This window comes from Sedimentimonas flavescens (genome assembly GCF_025154035.1).
In the GTDB taxonomy this organism is placed as follows: Bacteria; Pseudomonadota; Alphaproteobacteria; order Rhodobacterales; family Rhodobacteraceae; genus Rhodobacter; species Rhodobacter flavescens.
Genome location: NZ_JAOALJ010000002.1, coordinates 215,423 through 240,957, shown reverse-complemented (window position 1 = coordinate 240,957; position 25,535 = coordinate 215,423). Strand labels below are relative to the sequence as shown.

25 protein-coding genes and 2 tRNA genes are annotated in these 25,535 nt (G+C 65.8%); 14 read left to right on the top strand and 13 right to left on the bottom strand.

Annotation, left to right across the window (positions count from 1 at the left end):
* The first annotated feature begins 52 nt into the window (after window positions 1–52).
* Complete coding sequence (gene amaB / locus N3C64_RS04530; protein WP_260012311.1) at window positions 53–1,564, top strand: L-piperidine-6-carboxylate dehydrogenase; 1,512 nt, start codon at window positions 53–55, stop codon at window positions 1,562–1,564.
* A 1-nt stretch (window position 1,565) separates the two neighbouring features.
* Here the strand turns inward: amaB and N3C64_RS04525 are convergent, their stop codons facing one another.
* Both N3C64_RS04525 and N3C64_RS04520 read right to left on the bottom strand, forming a co-directional pair.
* Window positions 1,566–2,198 (bottom strand): NrsF family protein, encoded by a 633-nt coding sequence (locus N3C64_RS04525; protein ID WP_218628605.1) that lies wholly within the window; start codon window positions 2,196–2,198, stop codon window positions 1,566–1,568.
* Complete coding sequence (locus N3C64_RS04520) at window positions 2,195–2,749, bottom strand: sigma-70 family RNA polymerase sigma factor (protein WP_260012310.1); 555 nt, start codon at window positions 2,747–2,749, stop codon at window positions 2,195–2,197. Before N3C64_RS04520 ends, N3C64_RS04525 begins: the two co-directional genes overlap by 4 nt.
* 183 nt (window positions 2,750–2,932) lie before the next feature.
* Between N3C64_RS04520 and N3C64_RS04515 the strand changes: the two genes are divergently transcribed.
* Genes N3C64_RS04515 through N3C64_RS04500 form a run of 4 tightly spaced genes read left to right on the top strand, consistent with a single transcriptional unit; the run spans window position 2,933 to window position 5,326 of the window.
* Window positions 2,933–3,211: a BufA1 family periplasmic bufferin-type metallophore gene (locus N3C64_RS04515; RefSeq protein WP_218628603.1), complete on the top strand. Its 279-nt coding sequence runs from the start codon at window positions 2,933–2,935 to the stop codon at window positions 3,209–3,211.
* A 51-nt stretch (window positions 3,212–3,262) separates the two neighbouring features.
* The gene (gene bufB, locus N3C64_RS04510) at window positions 3,263–4,120 is read left to right on the top strand and encodes an MNIO family bufferin maturase (RefSeq protein ID WP_260012309.1); all 858 of its coding nucleotides are present in this window, start codon (window positions 3,263–3,265) and stop codon (window positions 4,118–4,120) included.
* The gene (locus N3C64_RS04505) at window positions 4,107–4,871 is read left to right on the top strand and encodes an HvfC/BufC N-terminal domain-containing protein (protein WP_260012304.1); all 765 of its coding nucleotides are present in this window, start codon (window positions 4,107–4,109) and stop codon (window positions 4,869–4,871) included. Before bufB ends, N3C64_RS04505 begins: the two co-directional genes overlap by 14 nt.
* On the top strand, window positions 4,865–5,326 hold the full coding sequence (locus N3C64_RS04500; protein ID WP_236020995.1) for a DoxX family protein: 462 nt from the start codon (window positions 4,865–4,867) through the stop codon (window positions 5,324–5,326). The genes N3C64_RS04505 and N3C64_RS04500 overlap by 7 nt, the downstream gene beginning before the upstream one ends.
* Window positions 5,327–5,455: 129 nt before the next feature.
* On the opposite strand, the gene N3C64_RS04495 is transcribed toward N3C64_RS04500, so the two are convergent.
* From N3C64_RS04495 to N3C64_RS04465, 7 genes are all read right to left on the bottom strand, one after another.
* A tRNA-Glu gene (locus N3C64_RS04495) sits at window positions 5,456–5,530 on the bottom strand.
* Window positions 5,531–5,550: 20 nt separating this feature from the next.
* Window positions 5,551–5,625: transfer RNA gene (locus N3C64_RS04490), tRNA-Glu, on the bottom strand.
* A gap of 112 nt (window positions 5,626–5,737) precedes the next feature.
* A complete protein-coding gene (gene recJ, locus N3C64_RS04485) occupies window positions 5,738–7,483 on the bottom strand; it encodes a single-stranded-DNA-specific exonuclease RecJ (RefSeq protein ID WP_260012301.1) in 1,746 nt (581 codons plus the stop codon).
* 77 nt (window positions 7,484–7,560) lie between these two features.
* Entirely contained in the window at window positions 7,561–8,526 is a 966-nt protein-coding gene (gene glpX / locus N3C64_RS04480; RefSeq protein WP_218628598.1) for a class II fructose-bisphosphatase, read from the bottom strand.
* 97 nt (window positions 8,527–8,623) lie between these two features.
* Window positions 8,624–9,016, bottom strand: coding sequence for a VOC family protein (locus N3C64_RS04475; RefSeq protein ID WP_260012298.1), 393 nt, complete (start codon window positions 9,014–9,016; stop codon window positions 8,624–8,626).
* 11 nt (window positions 9,017–9,027) lie between these two features.
* Window positions 9,028–10,326: a homoserine dehydrogenase gene (locus tag N3C64_RS04470; RefSeq protein WP_260012296.1), complete on the bottom strand. Its 1,299-nt coding sequence runs from the start codon at window positions 10,324–10,326 to the stop codon at window positions 9,028–9,030.
* A gap of 73 nt (window positions 10,327–10,399) precedes the next feature.
* The gene (locus N3C64_RS04465) at window positions 10,400–10,624 is read right to left on the bottom strand and encodes a hypothetical protein (RefSeq protein ID WP_260012293.1); all 225 of its coding nucleotides are present in this window, start codon (window positions 10,622–10,624) and stop codon (window positions 10,400–10,402) included.
* Between the two features lie 102 nt (window positions 10,625–10,726).
* On the opposite strand from N3C64_RS04465, the gene N3C64_RS04460 reads away from it, so the two are divergent.
* Complete coding sequence (locus N3C64_RS04460; protein WP_218628594.1) at window positions 10,727–11,314, top strand: TetR/AcrR family transcriptional regulator; 588 nt, start codon at window positions 10,727–10,729, stop codon at window positions 11,312–11,314.
* A gap of 85 nt (window positions 11,315–11,399) precedes the next feature.
* Here the strand turns inward: N3C64_RS04460 and N3C64_RS04455 are convergent, their stop codons facing one another.
* Window positions 11,400–12,311, bottom strand: a complete 912-nt coding sequence (locus N3C64_RS04455; protein ID WP_260012289.1) for a pirin family protein — start codon at window positions 12,309–12,311, stop codon at window positions 11,400–11,402.
* 148 nt (window positions 12,312–12,459) lie between these two features.
* On the opposite strand from N3C64_RS04455, the gene dnaG reads away from it, so the two are divergent.
* The 6 genes from dnaG to ribD all read left to right on the top strand — a co-directional run bounded on the left by dnaG (window position 12,460) and on the right by ribD (window position 19,094).
* A complete protein-coding gene (gene dnaG / locus N3C64_RS04450) occupies window positions 12,460–14,418 on the top strand; it encodes a DNA primase (RefSeq protein ID WP_260012286.1) in 1,959 nt (652 codons plus the stop codon).
* Between the two features lie 135 nt (window positions 14,419–14,553).
* Window positions 14,554–16,539, top strand: coding sequence for an RNA polymerase sigma factor RpoD (rpoD, locus tag N3C64_RS04445; protein ID WP_218628591.1), 1,986 nt, complete (start codon window positions 14,554–14,556; stop codon window positions 16,537–16,539).
* A 120-nt stretch (window positions 16,540–16,659) separates the two neighbouring features.
* Window positions 16,660–16,980, top strand: coding sequence for a hypothetical protein (locus N3C64_RS04440; RefSeq protein WP_260012284.1), 321 nt, complete (start codon window positions 16,660–16,662; stop codon window positions 16,978–16,980).
* On the top strand, window positions 16,980–17,396 hold the full coding sequence (locus N3C64_RS04435) for a secondary thiamine-phosphate synthase enzyme YjbQ (RefSeq protein ID WP_218628589.1): 417 nt from the start codon (window positions 16,980–16,982) through the stop codon (window positions 17,394–17,396). Before N3C64_RS04440 ends, N3C64_RS04435 begins: the two co-directional genes overlap by 1 nt.
* 142 nt (window positions 17,397–17,538) lie before the next feature.
* Entirely contained in the window at window positions 17,539–18,006 is a 468-nt protein-coding gene (gene nrdR / locus N3C64_RS04430) for a transcriptional regulator NrdR (RefSeq protein ID WP_218628588.1), read from the top strand.
* Window positions 18,003–19,094, top strand: coding sequence for a bifunctional diaminohydroxyphosphoribosylaminopyrimidine deaminase/5-amino-6-(5-phosphoribosylamino)uracil reductase RibD (ribD, locus tag N3C64_RS04425; protein ID WP_260012277.1), 1,092 nt, complete (start codon window positions 18,003–18,005; stop codon window positions 19,092–19,094). The genes nrdR and ribD overlap by 4 nt, the downstream gene beginning before the upstream one ends.
* On the opposite strand, the gene N3C64_RS04420 is transcribed toward ribD, so the two are convergent.
* From N3C64_RS04420 to N3C64_RS04410, 3 genes are all read right to left on the bottom strand, one after another.
* Complete coding sequence (locus N3C64_RS04420; RefSeq protein ID WP_260012275.1) at window positions 19,091–21,127, bottom strand: capsule polysaccharide biogenesis protein; 2,037 nt, start codon at window positions 21,125–21,127, stop codon at window positions 19,091–19,093. The genes ribD and N3C64_RS04420 overlap by 4 nt on opposite strands.
* Entirely contained in the window at window positions 21,127–22,257 is a 1,131-nt protein-coding gene (locus N3C64_RS04415) for a polysaccharide biosynthesis/export family protein (RefSeq protein ID WP_375546093.1), read from the bottom strand. Before N3C64_RS04415 ends, N3C64_RS04420 begins: the two co-directional genes overlap by 1 nt.
* Window positions 22,258–22,334: 77 nt before the next feature.
* Entirely contained in the window at window positions 22,335–23,621 is a 1,287-nt protein-coding gene (locus tag N3C64_RS04410; protein WP_260012273.1) for a capsule polysaccharide biogenesis protein, read from the bottom strand.
* Window positions 23,622–23,810: 189 nt separating this feature from the next.
* Between N3C64_RS04410 and N3C64_RS04405 the strand changes: the two genes are divergently transcribed.
* Both N3C64_RS04405 and ribB read left to right on the top strand, forming a co-directional pair.
* Window positions 23,811–24,401 carry a riboflavin synthase gene (locus N3C64_RS04405; RefSeq protein WP_260012272.1) on the top strand — a complete coding sequence of 197 codons (591 nt, stop codon included), beginning with the start codon at window positions 23,811–23,813 and terminating at the stop codon, window positions 24,399–24,401.
* Complete coding sequence (ribB, locus tag N3C64_RS04400; RefSeq protein ID WP_260012271.1) at window positions 24,398–25,531, top strand: 3,4-dihydroxy-2-butanone-4-phosphate synthase; 1,134 nt, start codon at window positions 24,398–24,400, stop codon at window positions 25,529–25,531. The genes N3C64_RS04405 and ribB overlap by 4 nt, the downstream gene beginning before the upstream one ends.
* Window positions 25,532–25,535 lie beyond the last annotated feature (4 nt).

Here is a 25,535-nt window from a genome sequence, read left to right as displayed (position 1 = left end):
AATTTGAGACAAGCGGCGGGAAACCCCGCCCGGCACACTGGAAGGAGCCACCATGTCCCTGCAAAACCAAGCGAAGCAATTGCTTGACGATCTGGGCGTTGACCCCGCGCGCTACACAGGCGGCGCAATGCCGAGTTACAGCCCCGTCACCGGCGAGCAGATCGGCGCGCTGACGCCCGACAGCGTCGAGGCCGTGGCCGAAACCATCGCGCGCGCCAAGGCCGCGTTTCGGGTCTGGCGTACCGTCCCCGCGCCAAAGCGGGGTGAGTTGGTGCGTCTGCTGGGCGAGGAGCTGCGCGCCTCGAAAGAGGCGCTTGGCCGGCTGGTCTCGATCGAGGCGGGCAAAAGCCCCTCCGAGGGGCTCGGCGAGGTGCAGGAGATGATCGACATCTGCGACTTCGCCGTGGGCCTCTCGCGCCAGCTGTACGGGCTGACCATTGCGACCGAACGTCCGGGGCACCGGATGATGGAGACCTGGCATCCGCTGGGGGTGGTTGGGGTGATCTCGGCCTTCAACTTCCCAGTCGCGGTCTGGTCGTGGAACGCGGCGCTGGCCTTTGTTTGCGGCAACCCGGTGGTGTGGAAACCCTCGGAAAAGACCCCGCTGACCGCGCTGGCCTGCCAGGCGATCCTGGATCGCGCGCTGGCGCGTTTCGGCGCTGCGCCCGAGGGGCTGAGCCAGGTGCTGATCGGCGGTGCCGAGATCGGCAATGCGCTGGTCGAAAATCACAATGTAGCGCTCGTGTCGGCCACCGGCTCGACCCGGATGGGGCGGATCGTCGGGCCGAAGGTCGCGGCGCGCTTCGGGCGCACCATTCTGGAGCTTGGTGGGAACAACGCAGGTATCGTCTGCCCCTCGGCCGATCTCGATATGGCGCTGCGGGCGGTGGCCTTCGGCGCCATGGGCACGGCCGGGCAGCGATGCACCACGATGCGCCGCCTCTTCGTGCATGACAGCGTCTATGACGCGCTCGTGCCGAGGCTGATCAAGGCCTATGAAAGTGTCTCGGTCGGCAACCCGCTTGAAACCCAGGCGCTGGTCGGGCCGCTGATCGACAAGCAGGCCTTCGATGCGATGCAGGCCGCGCTGGAGGCCGCGCGCGCTGCGGGCGGCACCGTGCATGGCGGCGCGCGCGAGGCGGTGGCCTCGAACGCGGCCTATTACGTGCGCCCCGCACTGGTCGAGATGCCCGCGCAGACCGGCCCGGTGCTGGACGAAACCTTCGCGCCGATCCTCTATGTCATGCGCTACAGCGATTTCGACGCAGTGATCGAGGATCACAACGCGGTTGGCGCGGGGCTTTCCTCATCGATCTTCACGCTTGATATGCGCGAGATGGAAACCTTCCTGTCGGCGCGTGGCTCGGATTGCGGGATCGCCAACGTCAATATCGGCACCTCGGGCGCCGAGATCGGCGGCGCGTTCGGCGGCGAGAAAGAAACAGGCGGCGGGCGCGAGAGCGGCTCGGATGCGTGGAAGGGCTACATGCGGCGGGCGACGAACACGATCAACTTCTCGCGCGAGCTGCCGCTGGCGCAGGGCGTCGTGTTCGATATCGACTGATCTACCAGCGCAGCAGTCGGGCGCCGAGCGCGCCCGACGCAAGCGTAACGATTGTGATGATCAGCCCGTACCAGATGACGAAGAACATCGGGTTATCCTGAACGCAGAACAGCGAATAGCCCGTTGCCGCACCCGAGGCTGCGGCAAGCCCCGCCAGCAATCCCGACAGGCGCGGCGCGGTGCTGGCACCCTGACGTGCGATGCGCAGGGCAACCCAGTTGGGCACCAGCGACAGGACCAGAATGCCGCCCATGCATTCGGCGAGGTTGAAGGCGGAAACTTCAGCGAACCATGCCTCGGACGGGGCGGTGATCAGGCTGCGCAGCACCAGCGCCGCCGCGATGGCCAGCGGCAGGATCAGCCAGCCAAGGCCCGGGCGGCTGACCTCGGGGCGAGAAAGGCGCACGAAGGCCGCCAATGCGGCCACGCAGATCAACGCGGGCAACACGGTCTTGAGCGCAACGATCGGCTGCATCAGATAGCCGCCAAGCCCGTCGCGCACGCCAAGCGCCGCCAGAAACAGAGCGGCGGGAAAGACAGCGGCGAACAGAACCGACCCGGCCATCCGCGCGGTGTTCAGCGGCTGCGGTGCCGGAGCACCCGCCAGTTCAGCAATCAGATCATCGGTATTCACGACAGGTTCCTCCTTCTGAAACCTTCGAGTTTCTTCAGCGCGCGGTGCAGGCTGACCCGCAGCGCGCCCTCCGACATGCCCATCCCCTGCGCTACCTGCGCCGGGGCCTCTTCGCGCAGTTTCAATGCGCGCACGATCTCGGCCGAACGCGCGTCGAGCACGCTCAGCAGGTGCTCGATCTCTTGCGCGGCCTCCATCCCCTCGATGGCGGCACTCGCCCCTTCATCCGCCAGACGCTCAGCGACATCCTCGATCGGCGTGGCCGCGACACCCCGGCGGCGGAAAGCATCAGCGACCTTGTAGCGCGTGATCGCGAAAAGCCATGGGCGGATCGGCTGATCCTCGCGCCAGGTGTGGCGCTTGGCGTGGATCGCCATGAGCACCTCCTGCACGATATCTTCGTGCTGATCAGGCGGCAGCGACCGGCCACGCGCCCGCACCACGCCGCGCAGCACGGGCGAGATCGCATGCAGCAGACGCGCATAGCACTGCGCATCACCGCGATTGGCCGCCCGCATCAACCCGGACCAGAGCTCTTCGGTGTCTGACATCGTGGCAGTCCATTCGTTCACAGCGACCCGATTGTTACACGTCCACGTGACATCGGGGCAAAAAACTTCTGCCATCACAAAACGATCACCTGTGCGTGAAGTCTGTAACTCCGACAGGGCGGGGCGCGAATGGACATCCCGAGGACGCAAGAGCGCCTCTGCACAACAGATGAGGAACCTTCAATGTCGATCATTTCCAAGACCCTCCCGCTCACCGCTTCGCTGGCCACTGCGCTGACGCTGGTTGCCGCGCAGGCCGCCCATGCCGAGGGCGAGATGGAAAAGTGCTATGGCGTCTCCATGGCGGGTCAAAACGATTGCGCCGCCGGCCCCGGCACCACCTGCGCGGGCACCGCGACCAAGGACTATCAGGGCAACGCCTGGAAATATGTCCCGGCCGGCACCTGCGCGACGATCAAGACGCCGCACGGGATGGGCTCGCTCGAACCGGTCAAGATGTGATCTGGCGGGGCGCGGTCTCTCCGCGCCCCTTTCCCCTTCAGGAGAGAGACGATGACCCAGCTTCCCGCACGCCCCGGCCTTGGCTTCAAGCCCGAGCATTTCTCGCAGATCGCCTGTGACCCCGATCTGGGGTTCTTCGAGATCCATGCCGAGAATTACATGGGCGCGGGTGGCCCGCCGCATGCGATGCTGACCGCGCTGCGCGCCGATTTCGGGATCTCGCTGCATGGCGTGGGGTTGTCGATCGGCGGACCGGGGCGGCTCGACACGGCGCATCTGACGCGGCTGCGCGCGCTGGTCGATCGCTACCAACCCGAGAGTTTTTCCGAGCATCTGGCCTGGTCGAGCCACGGCGAGGCCTATCTCAATGACCTGCTGCCCTTGCCCTATACCGACGAAACCCTGCGCATCGTCTGCGACCATGTCGATGAGGTGCAAGAAGCCCTCGGGCGCCGGATGCTTCTGGAAAACCCCTCGACCTATGTGCTTTTCGAAACCTCGACCATCCCCGAGACCGAGTTCCTGCGCGCCATCGCGCAGCGCACCGGCTGCGGACTGCTGCTCGACGTGAACAACGTCTTTGTCTCGGCCACGAACCACCGCACCGATGCGCGCGCCTATCTGGCCGATTTTCCTTTTGATCAGGTGGGCGAGATTCATCTGGGCGGTCACGCGGTTGAGGAACTGCCCTCGGGGCCCTTGCTGATCGACAGCCACGGCGCGCCGGTGGCCGATCCGGTCTGGACGCTGTTTGACGAGGTCATCGCCCGCACCGGGCCGCTGCCCAGCCTGATCGAGTGGGATAACGACGTGCCCGATTACCCGGTCCTGCTGGACGAGGCCCGCCGGGCAGCCCGTATCCTGCGCGCCCATGCGCCCCAAGCGGAGCGGACCCATGTCTGCGCATGAAGCCTTCGCGCAGTCGTTTCGCCGGGGCATCTTCGATGGTGAGCTGCCGCAAGGCGTAACCGCGCGCGATCCGGCCGAGGCCGAGCAGCGGTTCGCTGTCTATCGGAACAACGTGCTGCATTCGCTTGGCCGCGCGCTGGCGGCCCGCTTTCCGGTGATCGTGCGCCTCGTTGGCGCAGATTTCTTCAACGCCATGGCGCGTGTCTATGTCGAGGCCGACCCGCCGAACTCGCCCATGCTGTTTGCCTGGGGGGAGGGCTTCGCCGAATTTCTGGAAGGTTTTCCACCGGTCGCGGCGCTGCCCTATCTGCCCGATGTCGCGCGGCTCGAATATGCGCGGGGGCAGGCCTATCACGCCGCAGACCTGCCCGCGCTAGCCCCCGCCGATCTGGGTGCGCTTGCGGCGCGGGCCGATGCAATCCGGCTGGTGCTGCACCCGTCGGTCACCCTGATCGCCTCGGGTCACGCGATCCGCGCGATCTGGGCCGCGAACCAGCCCGGCGCCGCCCCGCAAGAGATCGAGGACCGCCCCGAGACGGCGCTGGTGCTGCGCGATCGCAAGCTTGACGTGCCGGTCTGGGCACTTGGCCCGGGCGAGGCGGCCTTTGCGCGTGAACTGTTGGGGCAAGCGCCGCTGATCCGCGCGGCCGAGGCCGCAGCGACGGCCGAGCCCGGCTTTGACGTCGGGCCAATCCTGTTCCGCCTCTTCGCGGCGGGCGCAATCATCGGATGGGAGGACTGCACATGCTGAACCTGTTGAACCGCGCCGACGCGCTGCTGGCCCGGATGCCCTGGGATATTGCCGGCCTTGCGCTACGCCTGTTCCCGGCCTGGACCTTCTGGGCCTCGGGGCAGACCAAGATCGAAGGCTTCTCGATCAAGGAGAGCACCTATTTCCTGTTCGAGCACGAATACGCCCTACCGCTGATCCCCTCCAAGCTTGCCGCGGTGATGGCCACCAGCGCCGAACTGACGCTGCCGATCCTGCTGGTTCTGGGCTTGGGGACACGGCTGGCGGCGCTGGCGCTCTTGGGGATGACTACGGTGATCCAGGTCTTCGTTTATCCTGACGCCTGGCCCGTGCATGGCATCTGGGCGGCCTGTTTCCTTGGCCTCATCTCGGGCGGGCCGGGGCGGCTGTCGCTGGACGCGCTTTTGCTGCGTAACAGCGGAGAGACCGGGGCAGGGATGACCCGCCACGTCTGAGCGACATGCAAATGCATCACTGGGCGGTCCGACAAGGGCCGCCTTTTTTGTTTTATGTCATGGGCTTGGGCGAAAAACACACGTCGGCCCTCTCGGGTCGATGCGGCGTCTGTTTTATCTGGGAAAGCGTGGCAGCCCGTAGGGGAGTCGAACCCCTCTTTTCAGGTTGAAAACCTGACGTCCTAACCGATAGACGAACGGGCCGCGCTGGCACGTCGCAGGATTGGCAGCCCGTAGGGGAGTCGAACCCCTCTTTTCAGGTTGAAAACCTGACGTCCTAACCGATAGACGAACGGGCCATCCTTGCAGCGTGGGGCGGTTCATACGGCAGCCCGTTTGGACGCGCAAGAGGTTTTTTCGAGAAATCTCAAACTCGTTTCGGGCGTTTGCGAAACGCCTTTGTATGCGGGATTATTCCGCCCGCGCGGCGTCCTCAAGGCGCAGCTGAACCTTGGTCCGGCCGCCCCATGTGTTGATCTCAAGCCGCCCGGCAAGGTGGAAACGCGCGCTGCCGGGATTCGAAAGCGCGGGGCCAAGTGGCCCGTCGAAAGCTCCGAACGAGACCGCGTCGATCCGCGCCCCCATGCCGTCGGAAAAGGTGAAGCGCAGATGGGTTTCGCCGATCTGGCGAGGGCTGCGGATCTCCATCGCCGGGAAGGCGAAACGCGGGGCGGGGGCGCCCTGGCCGAAGGGGCCGGCCTTGTCAATCTCGTCGATCAGGGCGGGGGTGGCGGCGCCGGGCAGAAGCAGACCATCAAGGCGCAGATCGCGCGGCCCGCCTGTGCCCGCGCCCTGACGCTCCAGCAACTCGGACAGGCGGGCCATGGCTGCGTCGATGCGGTCTTCGGCCACGGTCAGGCCTGCGGCCATCTTGTGCCCGCCGCCCTTGAGCAGCAGCCCCTCGGCCGCGACGCGCTGCACCGACGCCCCCAGATCGACGCCCGAGACCGAGCGGGCCGAGCCCTTGCCGATCCCGCCCTCAAGCCCGATTACCACGGCGGGGCGGTTGGTGGCCTCTTTCAGCCTCGCAGCGACGATGCCGACGACGCCCGGATGCCAGCCCTCGCCCGCCGCCCAGACGAGCGGCGCATCGAGGCCGCGTTCCTCGGCCTGCGCGAGCGCCGCGTCCCGGACCCGATTCTCGATCTCGCGGCGTTCGGTGTTGAGCTGATCGAGACGCTCGGCCAGCATCTGCGCCTCGGTCTCGTCGGTGGTGGCCAGCAGCCGCGCGCCCAGATCGGCCGCGCCGATACGCCCGCCCGCGTTCACCCGCGGGCCAAGCAGGAACCCCAGCGAATAGGCGCTTGGCGCCTTGTCCATGCGCGCCACATCGGCCAGCGCCCGCAGCCCGGGCCGCTCGCGCCGCGCCATGACCTTGAGGCCCTGCCGCACCAGCGCGCGGTTCACGCCTACAAGCGGAGCCACATCGGCGACGGTCGCCAGCGCCACCAGATCCAGAAGCGCCATCAGGTCGGGCCCCTTCGTGCCCTCGGCGCGCAACTGCCGGTTCGCCTCGACCAGCATCAGGAAAACGACCGAGGCTGCGCAGAGATGCCCCAGATCACCGCTTTCGTCCTGCCGGTTGGGGTTCACGCAGGCCACGCAATCGGGCAGGGTCTCGCCGCCCAGGTGGTGGTCGAGGATGACCACATCGGCGGGCTTTGCCGCTGCGATAGGTTCATGGCTAAGTGTGCCGCAATCGACGCAGACGATCAGCGAATGCTCGCGCGCGAGCGCCTGCATCGCGGGGACGTTTGGGCCATAGCCCTCGTCTATCCGGTCGGGGATGTAAAGCGTCGCCTGCCGCCCGAAATGGCGCAGCCATGTCAGCAGAAGCGCGGCAGAGGAGCCGCCATCGACATCGTAATCGGCGAAGACGGCGATCTTCTCGCCCTCGCGTAGGGCGCGCAGGAAGCGTGCGGCGGCGGTCTCCATGTCCTTCATCTGGCGCGGATCGGGCAGCAACTCGCGCAGGGTGGGTTCAAGAAAGCTCGCGGCATCCTCGGGGGGCACGCCACGCGCGACAAGGATGCGCGCCAGCGGCAGGGGCAGGCGGGTTTCCTGCACCATGGCCTCGGCCAGCCGGTCGGCCTCGGCCGTGGGGCCAATCCAGCGGCGCCCCGTCAGGGACAGATCTACACCAAGGAATGCGTTCATATCCTTGGTCTACGCAAAATCTGCCAAAACGAAAAGCCCCGCCGTGGCGGGGCTTTCATAACGCGCGGATCGGCGCCTTACTTGATCGGGTTGCGATAGATCATGCGGCGCACCGAGCCGGTCTTGGAACGCATCAGGATCGTCTCGGTCTCGATGTAGTTCGGCTCGCGCTTGACGCCCTGCACGATCGAGCCGTTGGTGACCCCGGTCGCGGCAAAGATCACGTCGCCGGTGACCAGCTCGTCGCGGGCGTAGATCTTGTCGAGGTTGGTGATGCCGGCTTTGGCCGCGCGGCCCCGCTCGTCATCGTTGCGGAACAGCAGTTTGCCCCACATCTGGCCGCCCATGCATTTCAGCGCCGAGGCCGCCAGAACGCCTTCGGGCGCACCGCCCGAGCCCATGTACATGTCGATGCCGGTGATCTCGGCCTCGGCGCAGTGGATCACGCCAGCCACATCGCCATCGGTGATCAGGCGGATCGCGGCGCCGGTCTCGCGGACTTCGGCGATCAGGTCTTCGTGGCGGGGACGCTCGAGGATGCAGCAGGTGATGTCCTCGGGCTTCACGCCGCCCGCGGCGGCCAGCGCCAAGACGCGCTCGGTCGGGGTCATTTCGAGGCTGACGACATCCTTGGGGTAGCCCGGGCCGATGGCCAGCTTGTCCATGTAGACGTCGGGGGCGTGCAGCAGGGTGCCGCGCTGCGCCATGGCGATCACGGTCAGCGCGTTCGGCATGTCCTTGGCGGTCAGCGTGGTGCCTTCGAGCGGGTCGAGTGCGATATCCACGGCGGGGCCGTTCCCGGTGCCGACCTCTTCACCGATATAGAGCATCGGGGCCTCGTCGCGCTCGCCCTCGCCGATCACGACGACACCCTTGATGTCGAGCATGTTGAGCTGGTCGCGCATGGCGTTGACGGCGGCCTGGTCGGCGGCCTTCTCATCGCCGCGGCCGATCAGGCGGGCGGAGGCATGGGCCGCGGCTTCAGACACGCGGGCAAGCCCGAGCGAAAGCATGCGGTCGTTGAAATCGGTGGGGGAGGTCATCTTGTGTTCCTGTCTGCCAGAGCGAAGGGCCGGGCACAGGTAAGCCAGTTAGGCCCCAAACTACAAGCCTGAGATCGCTAACGAGGCCGCGAGCACGTCAAACCGGCGTATGGCAGACGGTGCAGAGCTTGTTTCCGTCAGGGTCGCGGAAATAGGCGGCGTAATAGTCGGGGTGGTAGTGCGGGCGCAGGCCGGGGGCGCCCTCGTCTGTGCCGCCATGCGCAAGGGCATGCAGGTAGGCGGCGTCCACCGCCGCGCGGTTGGGGGCAAGGAAGGCTACCATCGCACCATTGCCGTGTGTGGGCGCGCGGCCATCGAGGGGACGGGTCACGATGAAAAGCGGGCGCCCGCCTTCTGCGGGCTGCCAGCCGATCCAGCCCTCGTCGTCGCTGTCGAAGCGCAGGCGCAGGCCCAGCAGTTCCATCAGCGGGGCATAGAAGGCGCGGGCGCGGGTCAGGTCGGCGATGCCCAGTGTCACATGGCTGAACATCGCCCGCCTCGTCAGATTTCTTCGATGCGGATGGCGACGGGTTCGCCTTCGACCACGCCGGTCGCGGGGAAGCGGCCGATCGCCACGTCGATCGCGTCGCGCGTGGTCTTGTGCGTCACGATCAGCACCGGGGCCGAGGTATCGGCATGACCATACTGGCGCATACGCGAGATCGATACGCCCGCATCGCCCAGAACCGAGGCCACCTTGGCCAGCGCGCCGGGTTTGTCCATCAGCTCAAGGCGCAGGTAATAGGGCGCCGGGGCCGAGACGGCGGCGGGCGTCGGCTCGGCCAGTTTTGTGGCCGGGACGCCGAACGTCGGCAGGCGCAGGCCGCGCGCGATATCGGCCACGTCGCCCATGACCGCCGAGGCCGTCGGGCCCTCGCCCGCGCCCGCGCCGCGCAGCACGATCTGCCCGACCGAGTCGCCTTCCAGAACCACCATATTCGTGCCGCCGTGAAGCTGACCCAGGGGCGAGCTGTCGGGCACGAGGCAGGGCGTCATGCGCTGCTCAAGCCCGCGGCCGGTCATCTGTGCGACGCCCAGAAGCTTGATCTTGTAGCCCATGTCGCCCGCGCGACGGATGTCGTCGATCGAGATCCGGCCGATCCCTTCCAGCACCACGTCGTCGAACGACACCTTGGTGCCAAAGGCGATGGCGGCGAGGATCGAGAGCTTGTGGCCCGCGTCGATACCCCCAACGTCAAGGTTCGGGTCGGCCTCGAGATAGCCCAGTTGCCGTGCCTCTTCGAAGACGGTGTCATAGGGCAGGCCCGCCGTCTCCATCCGGGTCAGGATGTAGTTGCAGGTGCCGTTCATCACGCCCATGACGCGGCGCAGCTGGTTACCCGCAAGGCCCTCGGTCAGGGCCTTGATCACCGGAATGCCGCCTGCAACGGCGGCCTCATAGCGGATCACGCGGCCTGCGGCCTCGGCCATCTCGGCCAGTTCCTGTCCGTAATGCGCCAAAAGCGCCTTGTTCGCGGTCACGACATCCTTGCCGGCGCGCAGCGCGGCCTCGGTCGCGTTCTTGGCCGCGCCCTCGTGGCCGCCCATCAGCTCGACGAAGACATCGACGTCATCGCGTGTCGCAAGGGCGACCGGGTCGGTTTCCCAGGCATAGCCCGACAGGTCCGCATCGCGGTTCTTGGTGCGGTCGCGGGCCGAGACGGCGGTGATCACCACCTGGCGGCCAGTGCGGGCCTCCAGCATCTCGGCGTGGCGCTGCACGATCTTGACGACGCCAATGCCCACGGTGCCGAGCCCCGCGATGCCAAGGCGGAGCGGAGAGGCGGAAACGGCAGACATGGGAACCTCGTCAAGTTGAATGGTCTGCTGGTCTGTTACCGGGAAAGGGACGGCCTTGCAACGGAGGGAAGACCTAGTTTGCGGGCAATTCGCCCTCGGGCACAACGGGCGCGCGCAAAGCATCGGCACGGGCGCGCAGGTCGGCGGCGCGGGCCTCTAGCCCCGGCGCGGGATCGGGAGTGAGCGCCGCGTCGCCAAGCAGGGCGCTGGTCGGGAGCAGGCTGGGATAATCGGCATCCGAGCCAGCCGAGCAGGCGGCCAGTGCGAGGATCAGGGCAAGGCAGACGAGGCGGGGCATGGTGGCTCCTTTTCGCGCCACGATATTGCGCGCGCGCGGGCAATGCCAGAGGGAAGGGCGAAGGGATTTGATAATGAACGTGCGTTCAGTTAGCGTGGCGCCATGGCACGCAAAACCGGCTCTCATTCCGAAATCACCGGCCCGCGCATTCGCGCGGAGGCGATGAAGTTGTTTGCGCGTCATGGCTTTGCTGCGGTGTCGATGCGTCAGATCGCGGCGGCGGTGGGTTTGCAGGCAGGGGCGCTCTATCTTTACACCCCCGACAAGGAGGCGCTGCTGTTCGATCTGCTCAAGGATCACATGGATGGGCTGATCGCGGCGTGGCAGGAAAAGCGGGGTGGCGAGTCGCCTGTCGGGGCACTGGAAACCTTCGTGCGCTTTCACATCCGCTACAACGGCGAGCGCCCCGAGGCGGTGTTTCTGAGCTACATGGAGTTGCGCAACCTTAGCCCCGAGAACTTCGCGGTGATCGAGGGGCTGCGTCGGGCCTATGAGACGGAGCTGGAAAATATCCTGAAGGCGGGGCAGGCCGCCGGGGCCTTCCTGGTGCCTGATACCAAGCTTGCGACCATGGCGATCATTGCGATGTTGACCGGGGTCAATACCTGGTTCCGCGAGGGCGGGCGCCTGAGCCGCGCGACCGTCGAGGACATCTACTGGGACATGGTGCGCAAGGCGGTCAGCGGCTGAGCTTGCGGATGGGGAGAGGGGGCCAGCCCCCTCGGCCTTGCGGCCTCACCCCCGGGATATTTATGCAAAGCCGAAAGGGCCTTGGTCAGTGTGCGGGCTTGATGAAGGTGCCGTTGCGCAACTCGCGGAAGGCCTGCATCAGTTCTTCTTGGGTGTTCATCACGATGGGGCCGTGCCAGGCGACGGGTTCCTGGATCGGCGCGCCCGAGATGAGCAGAAAGCGCACGCCCTTTTCGCCCGCCTTGACGGTGACCTCGTCGCCTGAGCCAAAGCGCACCAGCGTGCGGTTGCCTGACATGTCGCGGATATTGACCTCCTGGCCCATCACCTCTTTTTCGAGCAGCACGCCGGTGGGGGCGGAGGCGTCTGTGAAGAAGGCCGAGCCGTCGAAGACATAGGCGAAGGCGCGGCGATAGGTGTCGATGCGGAAGACCTTCTTGAGGCCAGCGGGGACGAAGATGTCGAGATATTGCGGATCGGCGGCGATGCCGTCCACCGGGCCGCGTTGGCCCCAGAATGCGCCGGTGATCACCTTCACGCGCGTGCCGTCATCGTCGATCACCTCGGGGATGTCGGTGCCCTTGATGTCCTGATAGCGCGGAGCGGTCATTTTGAGGTTCGAGGGCAGGTTCGCCCAGAGCTGAAAGCCGTGCATCCGGCCCTGCGTGTCGCCCGAGGGCATTTCCTGGTGCAAGATGCCCGAGCCTGCCGTCATCCACTGCACGTCGCCCGCGCCGAGCGAGCCCGCGTTGCCGAGGCTGTCGCCATGCTCGACCGAGCCTGCCAAAACATAGGTAATGGTTTCGATCCCGCGATGGGGGTGCCAGGGAAAGCCCGCCATATAGTCTGACGGGTGATCGCCGCGAAAGTCGTCGAACATAAGGAAGGGGTCTTGCTCGGACGGGTCGGTGAAGCCGAAGGCGCGGTGCAGACGCACGCCGGCGCCCTCCATCGTGGGTTTGGCGCGGCGGGTTTCGAGAACAGGGCGGATGGACATGGATGCCTCCTGTAAAAGGATCGCGTTGGCCTAAAGGTAGGGCAGCGGCTGCTTTGCGCAAATGGGCAGGGCGGCAGAGCCGCTGTTCGCTTTTGCACAGGCGCTGGCACCCCTCGACTCCGGGGCCGTCCCGGCCAATATAGAGGGTATGAGTCTGCCGCCCGGGTTTCTCGATGAATTGCGCAACCGTGTCTCGATCTCGCAAGTGGTCGGGCGCAAGGTCGTATGGGATATGCGCAAGTCGAACCAGGGCAAGGGCGACTGGTGGGCGCCATGCCCGTTCCATCACGAAAAATCGGCCTCGTTCCACGTCGATGACCGCAAGGGCTATTACTATTGCTTCGGCTGTCACGCGAAGGGCGACGCGCTGAGTTTCGTGCGCGAGACCGAGAACGTGGGCTTCATGGAGGCGGTCGAGATCCTTGCGCGCGAGGCTGGGATGCCGATGCCCGCGCGCGATCCGGTGGCCGAGAAGAAGGCCGACCGGCGCAGCGAATTGGCCGCCGTCATGGAAGAGGCCGTCAAGTTCTTCCGCATGTCGCTGTCCACCCAGGGCGGGGCGGCCGCGCGCGATTATCTGGCGCGGCGCAGGCTGTCGGCCGATGCGCAGGCGCGCTTCGAGATCGGCTTTGCGCCCGATGGCTGGCAGGGGTTGTGGGACGCGTTACGCGCCAAGGGCATTGCCGAGGATCTGATTCTGGGCGCAGGGCTTGCCAAGGCCAGCACCAAGGGCAAGGCCCCCTATGACGTCTTTCGCAACCGGATCATGTTCCCGATCCGCGACGCGCGCGGGCGCTGCATCGCCTTTGGCGGGCGGGCGATGGACCCCAATGACAATGCCAAATACCTGAACTCGCCCGAGACCGAACTGTTCGACAAGGGCCGCAATCTTTACAACCACGGACCCGCGCGGGAGGCCTGCGGCAAGGGCGGGCGGCTGATCGTGGCCGAGGGCTATATGGATGTGATCGCGTTGGCTCAGGCGGGCTTTGGCGGTGCGGTGGCCCCCCTTGGCACCGCGGTCACCGAAGATCAGCTGCGCCTGATGTGGCGCATCCATGACGAGCCGATCATCGCGCTCGATGGCGACGCGGCGGGTATCCGCGCGGCGCTGCGGGTCATCGATCTGGCGCTGCCACTGCTGGAGGCGGGCAAGGGGCTGCGGTTTGCCATCATGCCGGGCGGGCAGGACCCCGATGATCTGATCAAGGCCGAGGGGCGCGAGGCGATGGAGCGGGTGCTCGACGCCGCCAAGCCGATGGTCGATCTGCTCTGGCAACGTGCGATCGAGGGCAAGGTCTTCGACAGCCCCGAACGCAAGGCGGCGCTGGACAAGGATTTGCGCAAGCATATCAAGCGCATCGCCGATCCCTCGATCAAGGCGCATTACGGCGAAGAGATCAAACGCCTGCGGGCCGAGCTGTTCGACATGCGCCGTGGCCCGGCGCCATTGGGCAGCTATGTGCCGCGTACGGCGCGAGGGGTGGGTAAGGGCGGCTGGATGGCGCAGCCCGTTCACCCCCTGCCGATGACGCGCTCGACGGCGCTTGCGGCGGCTTCGGACGAGCGGGTGACCGACCGCCTGCGCGAGGCAATGGTGCTGGCGATCCTGACCACCCATCCGGTGCTGATCGCGCAGTTCGAAAGCCAGCTTGAGAAAGTGCCGCTGAGCGATCCGACGCATGACCGGCTGCGCACCCTGATGCTGCTGCATGGTCATGAAAGCCCCGACGAAATCTCGGAACGGCTTCTTGCCGGGGCGGGCGCTGACCTTGAAAAGCTGATGGGGCTGCCCCATGTGCGCACTGCGCCCCCGGTGCTCAAACGCGAGGATGCCGATCTGGCGCGGCTGTGTTTGGCCGAGGAACTGGCCAAGCTGGCCGCCGAACGGGCGGTGCGCGCCGAGGTGGCCGAAGCGATGGAGGATCTGGAAGGTCTGGCAGATGAGGGCGTCACCTGGCGCATCACTCAGGCCACGACGGCCCGCAACCGGGCCAAGCAATCGAAGCTGGACGATACATCGGACATGGGCGAGGACCGCGCGGCACTGTCGGCGCAGCTTCAGGCCATGATCGACGGGGAAATCTGGCGCAAACGCAAGAACTAGGCGCGGCGGGCGCGAGGGGGCAATGATTCGGCCCTGTGATTCGCCTCCGCGATTCGATACAACCGCAGGATATGATTCGATCCTGTCTGGGTGACGAGGCCCAAGCCCGCCCCGCAGTTCGACCGAGGAGTCCCCATGGCCGCAAAAGACATCGACGAAAACAAGCCCGAAACCGCGAACGACGACGACACCTCCTTCGACATGTCGAAGGCCGCCGTGAAGCGGATGATCGCCGAGGCGCGGGAACGTGGCTACATCACCTACGATCAGCTGAATACGGTGATGCCCCCGGATCAGGTCTCGGGCGATCAGATCGAGGATGTGATGTCGATGCTCTCGGAAATGGGCATCAACGTGATTGAGGCCGAAGAGGCCGACGACAGCGATGGCGGTGCTGTTGTCGAAGCCGCGTCTGGCTCGCGCGAGGTCGCGGTTGCGACGACCACGGCAGAGACGCTTGACCGCACCGACGACCCGGTGCGCATGTACCTGCGCGAGATGGGCTCGGTCGAGCTTCTGTCGCGCGAGGGCGAGATTGCCATCGCCAAGCGCATCGAGGCTGGCCGCAACACGATGATCGCGGGGCTTTGCGAAAGCCCGCTGACCTTCCAGGCCATCACCATCTGGCGCGACGAACTTCTGAACGAAGACATCCTGCTGCGCGATGTGATCGACCTTGAGACGACCTTTGGGCGCTCGCTCGATGACGACGACGACATGGATGAGCCGGTGGTTGAGGGGCTTGAGGCTGGCACCGCGCAGCCCAAGCAATCCTCGGACGAGCCGGAGCTGGACGCCGACGGCAACCCGATCCGCTCGGATGACGACGATGAGGACGACGAAGGCTCGAACATGAGCCTTGCGGCGATGGAAGCCGCGCTCAAGCCCAAGGTGCTTGAGACGCTGGAAATCATCGCGCGCGACTATGCCACGCTGGCCGAGATGCAGGATCTGCGGATGTCGGCCACGCTGAACGAGGATGGCACCTTCTCGGTCTCCGAAGAGGCCGCCTATCAGAAGCTGCGCTCAGAGATCGTGCTGCTCGTGAACGAGCTTCATCTGCACAACAACCGTATCGAGGCGCTGATCGACCAGCTTTACGGCATCAACCGCAAGATCATGTCGATCGACTCGGCCATGGTGAAGCTGGCCGATGCCGCCCGCATCAACCGCCGCGAGTTCATCGACGAGTATCGCGGCTACGAGCTGGACCCGACCTGGGCCGATCGCATGATCGAAAAGGGCGGGCGCGGCTGGCAGATGCTGTTCGAGAAATCCACCGACAAGGTCGAGGATCTGCGCAACGAAATGGCGCAGGTCGGCCAGTATGTCGGCGTGGACATCTCGGAATTCCGCCGCATCGTGAACCAGGTGCAGAAGGGCGAGAAAGAAGCCCGGCAGGCCAAGAAGGAAATGGTCGAGGCCAACCTGCGTCTGGTCATCTCGATCGCTAAGAAATACACCAACCGCGGCTTGCAATTCCTTGATCTTATTCAGGAAGGCAACATCGGCCTGATGAAGGCGGTGGACAAGTTCGAATACCGCCGCGGCTACAAATTCTCGACCTACGCGACCTGGTGGATCCGTCAGGCGATCACCCGCTCGATCGCCGATCAGGCGCGCACCATCCGTATTCCGGTGCACATGATCGAGACGATCAACAAGCTGGTGCGCACCGGCCGCCAGATGCTGCACGAAATCGGCCGCGAGCCGACGCCGGAAGAACTGGCCGAAAAGCTGCAAATGCCGCTTGAGAAGGTGCGCAAGGTGATGAAGATCGCCAAGGAGCCGATCTCGCTCGAAACCCCGATCGGGGACGAAGAAGACAGCCAGCTGGGCGATTTTATCGAGGACAAGAACGCGATCCTGCCGCTCGACTCGGCCATTCAGGAAAACCTGAAGGAGACCACGACCCGCGTTCTGGCCAGCCTGACCCCGCGCGAAGAACGCGTTCTGCGGATGCGTTTCGGGATCGGCATGAATACCGACCACACGCTGGAAGAGGTCGGCCAGCAGTTCTCGGTCACCCGCGAACGTATCCGCCAGATCGAGGCGAAGGCGCTGCGCAAGCTCAAACACCCCAGCCGAAGCCGCAAGCTGCGCAGCTTCCTGGATCAGTGATAAAGGCGCCCCCGGAAGGGGGCGTTTTTTCTTGTGTTGGATGGCGGCGTGGATGTGTGCCGCCCTTTCGCCGCCCGGTCTGGCTTGTTAACCTCGGCGAAATTCCGACGGAGATTTGCCATGACCCGCCTTTTTCTGCTTGTTCCTTTCCTTCTTTCCGCCTGCGTCGAGGGCGCATCGCAACCCGGCCAGGCGCGGATGGATCAGGCGGGGACCTGCTTTGCAGTCGTGACCGCGGAAGAGGGCGGCACCTACGCCCTGGCGACCGGGGTGGGCGATGGTTCGCGCGCGCCGCTCGGGCAGCGCCTGACGGGCCTTTCGGCGGCGGGGGTCGATGCCGCCCTCGCCAAAGAGCGCAAGATCATGGACATCAACCCAGAGTGCCTGGCGATCTACGTCAAGGATCGCGCGCAGGCCGCACCGTTCAAGCCGGGGTTGTGATGCACACGCTCTTCCAGGTCGCGACGCGCGGTCCGGGTTTGTACGAGTTCACCCACGACGTCAGTGACTGGGTGGGGAAGGTGACGCGCGGAGAGGCGCTGCTGACACTGTTCGTCCGGCATACCTCGGCCAGTCTGCTGATCCAGGAAAACGCCGACCCCGAAGTGCGCACCGATATGACCGAGTTCTTTCACCGTCTGGTGCCGCCCGCGGACCGCCCCGAGATGGCCTACTTGACCCATACCTATGAAGGCCCCGACGATATGCCCGCCCATATCAAGGCCGCGCTGCTTCCGGTCAGTTTGCAGATTCCCGTCGTTTCCGGGCGCTTGATGCTCGGGACGTGGCAGGGAATTTACCTTTTCGAACATCGCCGCGCACCCCATCGCCGCGAGGTCATGGCGCTCCTGCGCTGAGTCCGGCGCGCCACAGTTCGCCCACCGCATTTGGTGGCCCGCGATTTTGGCTACCCAAACTGTCGGTGCGCACCTATAGTCCTGTGGATAAGAGGGGCGCCAGACCCCAAGATAAGGCGGAAACAGAACGGAGGGGGAAGCGATGCGCTGCCCGTTTTGCGGTAATGTCGACACCCAGGTGAAAGATAGCCGCCCGGCAGAGGATCACGTCGCAATTCGGCGGCGACGGTTCTGCCCGGCTTGCGGCGGACGCTTCACCACCTATGAGCGGGTGCAGCTGCGCGATCTCGTGGTAATCAAGACCTCCGGCAAGCGCGAGGACTTTGATCGCGACAAGCTTGAGCGCTCGATCCGGATCTCGATGCAGAAGCGCCCGATCGAGCCGGAACGCATCGACCAGATGATATCGGGGATTGTGCGGCGACTTGAGAGCCTTGGCGAAACCGACATCCCCTCGAAGGTAATCGGCGAGATCGTGATGGAAACGCTGGCCCGCATCGATACCGTTGCCTATGTGCGCTTTGCCAGCGTTTATAAGAACTTCCAGGCGGCAGACGATTTCGACAAGTTCGTCTCCGAGCTTCGCCCGAGCACCGGTGAGGCCGAGTGAACGAGGCTGACACGCGGTTCATGCGCCTCGCGCTGTCATTGGCGGCGCGGGGGCTGGGGAATGTCTGGCCGAACCCGGCTGTAGGCTGCGTGATTGTCAATCAGGGGCAGATCGTCGGGCGTGGTTGGACGCAACCGGGCGGACGCCCCCATGCCGAACGGCGCGCGCTGGATCAGGCGGGCGCGGCTGCGCGCGGCGCGACAGCCTATGTCACGCTTGAGCCCTGCGCGCATCACGGCAAGACGCCGCCCTGCGCCGAGGGGCTTGTTGCGGCCGGTGTCGCGCGGGTTGTCAGCGCGATGACCGACCCCGATCCTCGTGTCGCGGGTCGAGGCCATGCAATGCTGCGTGCGGCGGGGGTCTCGGTTGACGAAGGGCTGCTTGAGGATGAAGCGCGCGATTTGCAGGCCGGGTTCCTGAGCCGGATCGAGCGCGGTCGGCCTTGGGTGGCGCTTAAACTCGCCTCCAGTTTCGACGGGCGCATCGCGCTTGCGAATGGCGAAAGCCAGTGGATTACCGGCCCCGAGGCCCGGTCGCGCGTCCACGCGCTGCGGGCGCAGTTCGACGCGGTTCTGGTGGGCGGCGGCACGGCGCGCGCAGATGATCCTCTGCTGACAGTGCGTGGGTTCCGGCCGCTGCGCCAGCCGGTGCGGGTGGTCGCTTCGGCCCGGCTCGATCTGCCGCGAGGGCGGCTGGCCGGGTCGCTGGATCAGGCGCCGCTGTGGCTAGTGCATGGTGCAGAGGCGCCGCGTGAGGCCCGGCAGTTCTGGCAGGATCTGGGCGCGGAGTTGATCGAATTGCCCTGCGGTGCCGGGGGGCTTGGGACCGCTCCGCTGATGCAGGCGCTTGGCGCGCGCGGGCTGACCCGCGTCTTTTGCGAGGGCGGCGGGCAGTTCGCCGCGTCACTGATGCGCGCCGGGGTGGTGGATGAACTGATCGGCTTTACCGCAGGGGTGAGCCTCGGTGCTGATGCGCGGCCTGCTTTGGGTGATTTGGGATTGAAGCGGCTGGCCGATGCGCCACGCTTCGATCTGGTCGAAGTGACTCGGATTGGCGGTGACGTGCTGCACCGCTGGCGCCAGCGCTAGCGCCGCCAGAGAAAAGCGTAACTTGCCAGCAGACCCTGCGCCTTGGCCAACAGCCGATTGCCAAGTCCACGCCGGGGGGGGATGCCTGTGGCCAACCGCTCGACGATCACCTCGGGGGGGCAGGGGAGGCCAGAGGCCGGATCGCGGTAGCGCGGATAGGCGATCAGCGCGGCATGGGCGAGCTGCAATAGATCGGGGCGGGCCTTGCGCCGCGCGGGAACCTCGCCCAGATCGCGCGTCAGGCCCCATCCGGCATAGAAGGGCGCGCCTGTGCAGGTCACTGGCAACCCGCGCAGTAGCGCCTCGAAGCCCAGTAGAGAGGTCATCGTCCAGACCTCATCGACGGCATCCAACAACATTCCGGCATCGCAATTGTGCAAGATCCGGCCCGCGAACCGCAGCGCGTCGGTATCTGCAAGCGCACCAGCGCGCAGACCGGCTTCGACATCCGGGTGAGGTTTGAAAAGGATAATTCTGTCTGGATTATTCGTTCGACAGAGTTCCAGAAGTGCAAGATTGGTGCAAATACTGCCCGCGCCGAGGCGGATCGACGCGTCATCCTCGACCTGCCCGACAACCAGAATGCGCGGTCCCGGCGGGAGGTCACCGACCGGCTCGCCGACGTTGTATTTCGACAAGTTCGCGCGGCGGATTCGGGCGATCAGCCGCTCGGCGCGCAAGCGTCCACTCGGCGGCGGCTCTGAGGCGATCAGGTCTTCCAGATCCGAGGGTCGCGTCGGGTCGTAATAGATGCCCTGTCGGTCGGTCACCAGCGACAGCGGGGGGGTCAGCGCTGCGCCAAGCCCGCGCGAGCGCAGGAACCCGTCTTCGACCCGCAGGGCAGGGGAGGTAAGGTCTGCGGGTTCCTTGCCTGCCCAGATCAGCAGGTTGCGGCCCGAACCTTGGGCGCTGGCAGTCGCCCTCTGCGGATCGTTGACGAAGCGCAGCGCCTGGTCGCGGCCGAAGAAGCCTTGCAGGTGGCGGCGCTTCCAGAGCCGCATTCCCGTGGCCACATGGCCGAGGCGATCCTCGCGATAGGCGCGCACTTCGGCCTCAAGCTGGTCGAGTGCCTCTTCGAAGCTGCACAGGCGTTTGCAGCAGGGGTCATACCAAGTCGGTGCAAGAATGTGACTGGCGGCGAATAGTTGCGCGCGCGTCAGGCTGCGGCTGCGCCGCGGAACGGGGTTTTCGTCCTGCGTCAGGCCCCAGCCCGAGTAGAAGGGCTGGCCGAAGACACGCGGGCGGTGCCCGGCCAAGATCGCCTCGAACCCCATCTGCGACGAGACGGTATAGACCGCGATGGCGCCGTCAAGCAGCTTCCAGGGCGAGATCGGCGCATCCAGCAACTCCGTTCGCGCGTCACAATTGGCCTGGGAATAATGGCCGGGGCGGTGCCCGGAGAGCGTCTCCGGGTGGCGCTTGATGAAGATGCGCGCGCCGGGGTTCTCGATCTGCGCCACGGCAAGCATCTCGCGGAAGGTCGCGGCATTGGCGCCCCCGAAGCGGATCGAGGCATCGTCGGCGATCTGGTCGATCACCAGCACATAGCCCGGAGCCGGGGCGGGCAGATCCATGTCGAAATCGTTGTACTTCGACAGCTCGACCTGCTTGAGCCGTGCCATGCCATCGCGGGCGCGTTGCAGGATGGCGCCGTCGTCGAGCGGGTCGCGCGCAAGGATGCGCTCGAGCATCGAGGGGTGGCTGCTGTCAAAATGCACCCCCTCGGGGTCGATCAACAGACCAAGCGGCCCGCCGCCGCCCGCGCGTCCGGGTCGGACCGAGCGTAGAAAGGCATCCTCGACCCGCACGATGCCGACGCCATGGCGGGCGGCTGTGGCCTCGCCCCGCGCGGCGTAGAGCGAGCGCCCCCAGACCACGACGCGATCGTTTTCACCGGGGCGACCGAGGCGCAGATCCCATCCGGCGGCACGCAGGATCTCACGCAGCCGGGGTTGGAGCGCGAAACCAGCGTTGTAAAAATAAAGCCGCCGGGACAGTGCTCCGGCGGCCTCGTTTGGGGTGCACCCGGCCATCAGTTCACAATTGAGCCAAGGGAATTGGCCGTGCTGACCGAGCCGGTCAGGGCCGATAGCGTCTTGTGCCACTGCACATAGGGGGCCTCGGTCACATAGACCGTGTCGCCGTCGCGGATGTCGAACTCGCGGGCGAGGAATATCCCCTCGGGGGCAGTCAGGTCGAGCACGTAGATCATGCGCTGATCGCCGACCAGATCGGCCCGGCCGAGGATCTGCCCGGCGACAGGGGCGCTTTCGTCACGGAAGACGAAGATCCCGGTGGGGTCGGCAAGGCCCGATTGCAGGCCGCCGACCGAGGCCACCGCGTCGAGCGCCGACATCTCGGGTACTTGGAAGGGCACGCGCGCCTGCTGGCCGAGCGCCCCGAGCGAGATGAAGGCGCGCCGGTCTTCCTCGATCAGGATCACGTCGCCCGGTCGCAGCGCGATATCAAGCTGCGGGTTGGCGTAAAGGTGGCGCAGCCAGATCGAGCCCGTGTTCTTGCCGCGCTTGACGGTGATCTTGGTGACCTCGGGCTTGGCCGAAACGCCGCCCGCCTTCGCAAGCATCGTGGCCAGCGTACGGGTGGGCCGCTCAAGCGGGTAGACGCCCTGACCGCCGATCGCGCCCATGATCGACACGGTGGCGCCGTCGCCCGCGACGCGGGTGACCGAAACCTGCGGATCGGGGGTCTGGGTGGCCAGCTTCTCGGTGATGATGCGGCGCAGCTCGTCGGGCGAGTTGCCGGCGGCCTGAATGCGCCCGGCATAGGGCACGAAGATCTGGCCGGTGCCATCGACCTGCAGGCCGGCAAGCTGCGTCGAGCCCAGACCTTGTTGCGCCAGCAGCCCGTCGTCGACGTTCTCCCAGATCGCAAGGTTGAGCGTGTCGCCCGGGCTGATCGTGTCCGATCCCATCAGCCCCGCATTGCGGAAGGCCGCGGAAAAGCCGGTTTGCGATGCGACCGAGGTGGCGGCCACGACGCTGTCGCTCATCGGGACGACGAAGGCTTTGCTTTCGGCGAGGGCGGAGGCCGAAAGGATCTCGTCTTTCTTCGGACCCGAGCGGGGCAGGCTGCAAGCCGCAGTGGTCAGAAGGGCAACCGAAAGGGTGGCCGTAAGGGCCTTGCGGCTGAAAGACAGAGGCACTGCTCGGGCTCCTTTGCGGGGGGCTTTTCTCAAGTTGGGCTCAAACTAGCGGGTGGGGGAGGTAAAAACCAGCGTCTTCATTTTACAACCCTTAATTGTTGTCGCGGCCCCACAATCCCGTTGCTGAGCGCATCGTATGGGTCTTGCGGGGCAAGGATCATGTCCACCACCTGACGCAACAAAACGCGCCGTCCGCGCGCCGAATAGAAGCCGCCGGGAACCTGGCTCGTCTCAAGCAGGTAGTGGCGATAGTCGCGATAGGCCCGGCTGTCCGGGCGGGCGGGAGCGGCGAAAAACGCGGGCAGGGGTTGGGTCGAGACGAACTCGGGCTTGTCGAAGACCGCGCGACCGAAGGCCCGGACCGGCAGCCCGCGCCAAAGCGCTTGCTGCGCTGCGGTTGAGTTCACCGTCACCGCCGAGCGCGCCTGCGCCAGCAACCGCGCAAGCTTGCCGCCGCGCACGAAATGAACGCGCCCACCAAGGCCGTGCTTTTCGGCGGCCATGCGGATCGCCTGGGCTATGGGCGCGCGCCCGTCTTCCAGCGGGTGGGCCTTGAAGACCAGATGGTGATGCGGCGCGGCCCCCTCGGCGAACCCGGCCATCACGAGGTCGATGAACTCGGTCTGCGAGGCGAAGGGCGAGTGCGCGCGGAAGCTGGCGTCATGCTCCAGTTGCAGCAGCACGAGGTGATAGGGAAAGCCGCCCCAACGGATGCGCGCCGTGGCGATCCAGCGCTCAACCCGGTGCAGCGGCAGCAACAGCAGTCGCCGCAGGTAGAGGTGAAACTCTTGCCGAACGGTGATCGCGCGATGGGGGCGGAAGCTTCGGTAGCGCCCGTTCAGCGCCATGACGAAGAAATGATAAAGCGCGCCATAGAAGATGTGCTGGCGCATGTCACCCCAATGCGCGGGGGCATCGGGCCAGTCGATCTGGCTTTGCGCCAAGGCCGTGCGCATTTCGGCCACGCCCATCTGCATCAGCCGCGAATGCCCGTTCGAGCCGCCACGCTCATAAGTGACCCAATAGGGCCGCAGGTAGCCCTCTTCGAAGACATGCACGGTGATGCCTGCGGCGCGGGCGGCGGCGATAGCCTGCGCGTGAATTGGGCGGGTGTCGCCGTAAAGCACAAGATCGGTGATGCATTTCTCGGCCAGCAGATCGCGAATTCGGGCGGGCCAATCCTCGGGCGCGTCCTGAAACCGGATCAGCGTTGCCGGGTCACGCCAGAATGCCTCATCGCCTTGGTTGAAGCCGACACGCCAGACCGAGGCGCCCGCGCTGCGCAGCATCCGCCCCAACTGCCAGAAGAAGGGCCCATGCGGCCCTTGCAGCAGCAGGAATTGGCGGGTGTCGTAGCGGGTCATCGGTCTCTCGGGGTTCGGAGGCTTCTGTGGCGGAATTCGCCCGGCCTGTCACGGATTTTCACCCATGCGGGTGTCTTGCCGGTTAATCCGCGCAGCATATGTGCAATGCGGCGCGCGTGACGGCGCGGCGCGGGTCTTGCGTGGGGGGGCGGCGCGGGCTAGGCAGGGGCAAAGCAAGGGGAGTGAGCCATGTTCACCGGGATCATTACCGATTTGGGCGAGGTTCGGGCGCTCGAACAGGCGGGCGATCTGCGCGCGCGGATCGGCTGCCACTATGACATGGGCGGCGTGGATATCGGCGCCTCGATTGCCTGCAACGGCGTGTGCCTGACCGTGATCGAGAAGGGCGCCGACTGGTTCGACGTGCAGATCTCGGCCGAGAGCGTCGCCAAGACCAATATCGGCGACTGGCGCGTGGGCGGCACGCTCAACCTCGAACGCGCGCTGAAAGTGGGCGATGAGTTGGGCGGCCATATCGTCTCGGGCCATGTCGATGGCGTGGCGCAGATCGTGGCGATGCGCGACGAGGGCGACTCGACCCGCTTCACCTTCCGCGCCCCCGAGGCGCTGGCCAAGTTCATCGCGCCCAAGGGATCGGTGGCGCTGAACGGCACGTCGCTGACGGTCAACGAGGTGTCGGGCTGCGACTTCGGCGTGAACATCATTCCGCATACCAAGGCGGTGACGACCTGGGGGCAGGCGCAGACCGGCGACCGGATCAATCTCGAAATCGACACGCTGGCGCGCTATGTCGCCCGGCTGCAGGAGTGGAACGCATGACCCAACCGGCAGACAAGTCCGGCAATCACGAAAAACCCGGCCCGGTCGAGCAGAGCTATTCGGACATGATCTCCTCGGTCGAGGAGATCATCGAGGACGCTCGCAACGGCAAGATGTTCATCCTGGTCGATCACGAAGACCGCGAGAACGAGGGCGATCTGGTGATCCCCGCACAGATGGCGACGCCCAACGCGATCAACTTCATGGCGATGCACGGGCGCGGGCTGATTTGCCTTGCGATGCCCGGCGCGCGGATCGACGCGCTCGGCCTGTCGCTGATGTCGTCCTCGAACTCGAGCCGCCACGAAACCGCCTTCACCGTCTCAATCGAGGCGCGCGAGGGGGTCTCGACCGGGATCTCGGCCCATGATCGCGCACGCACGATTGCCGTGGCAATCGACGCCAGCAAGGGGCAGGCCGACATTGCCACCCCGGGCCACGTCTTCCCGCTGCGCGCCCGCGAAGGCGGCGTGCTGGTGCGCGCTGGCCATACTGAGGCTGCGGTCGATATCTCGCGCCTCGCCGGGCTGAACCCCGCCGGTGTGATCTGCGAGATCATGAACGAGGACGGCTCGATGGCGCGTCTGCCCGACCTGATCGGTTTTGCGCAGAAGCATGGCCTCAAGATCGGCACGATCTCGGACCTGATCGCCTATCGCCGTCGCTATGACAACCTCGTGCGCGAAACCTCGCACAGTGCGGTGCATTCGCTTTACGGCGGCGACTGGTCGATGCGCATCTTCAGCGACGAGACCGAGGGCGCCGAGCATATCGTGCTGAGCAAGGGCGATATCTCGATCGAAGAGCCGGTTCTGGTGCGGATGCATGCGCTTGATCCGATGGTCGATGTGCTGGGCCTCAACCCCGCTAAGCAGGGTGAGATGGGCCGCGCGATGCAGGCCATTGCCGAAGAGGGGCGTGGCGTTGTCGTGCTGCTGCGCGAGACCTCGATGAAGATGTCGCGCCCGGGCGAAGCCTCGCCGCAGACGCTGCGCCAATACGGGCTTGGCGCGCAGATCCTGTCGGCGCTTGGTCTGTCGAAGCTGGTCTTGCTGACCAATTCGGGCCTGCCGAAGGTGGTGGGGCTTGAGGGCTACGGGCTCGAAATCGCGGGCACGCGCGGATACTGAGGAG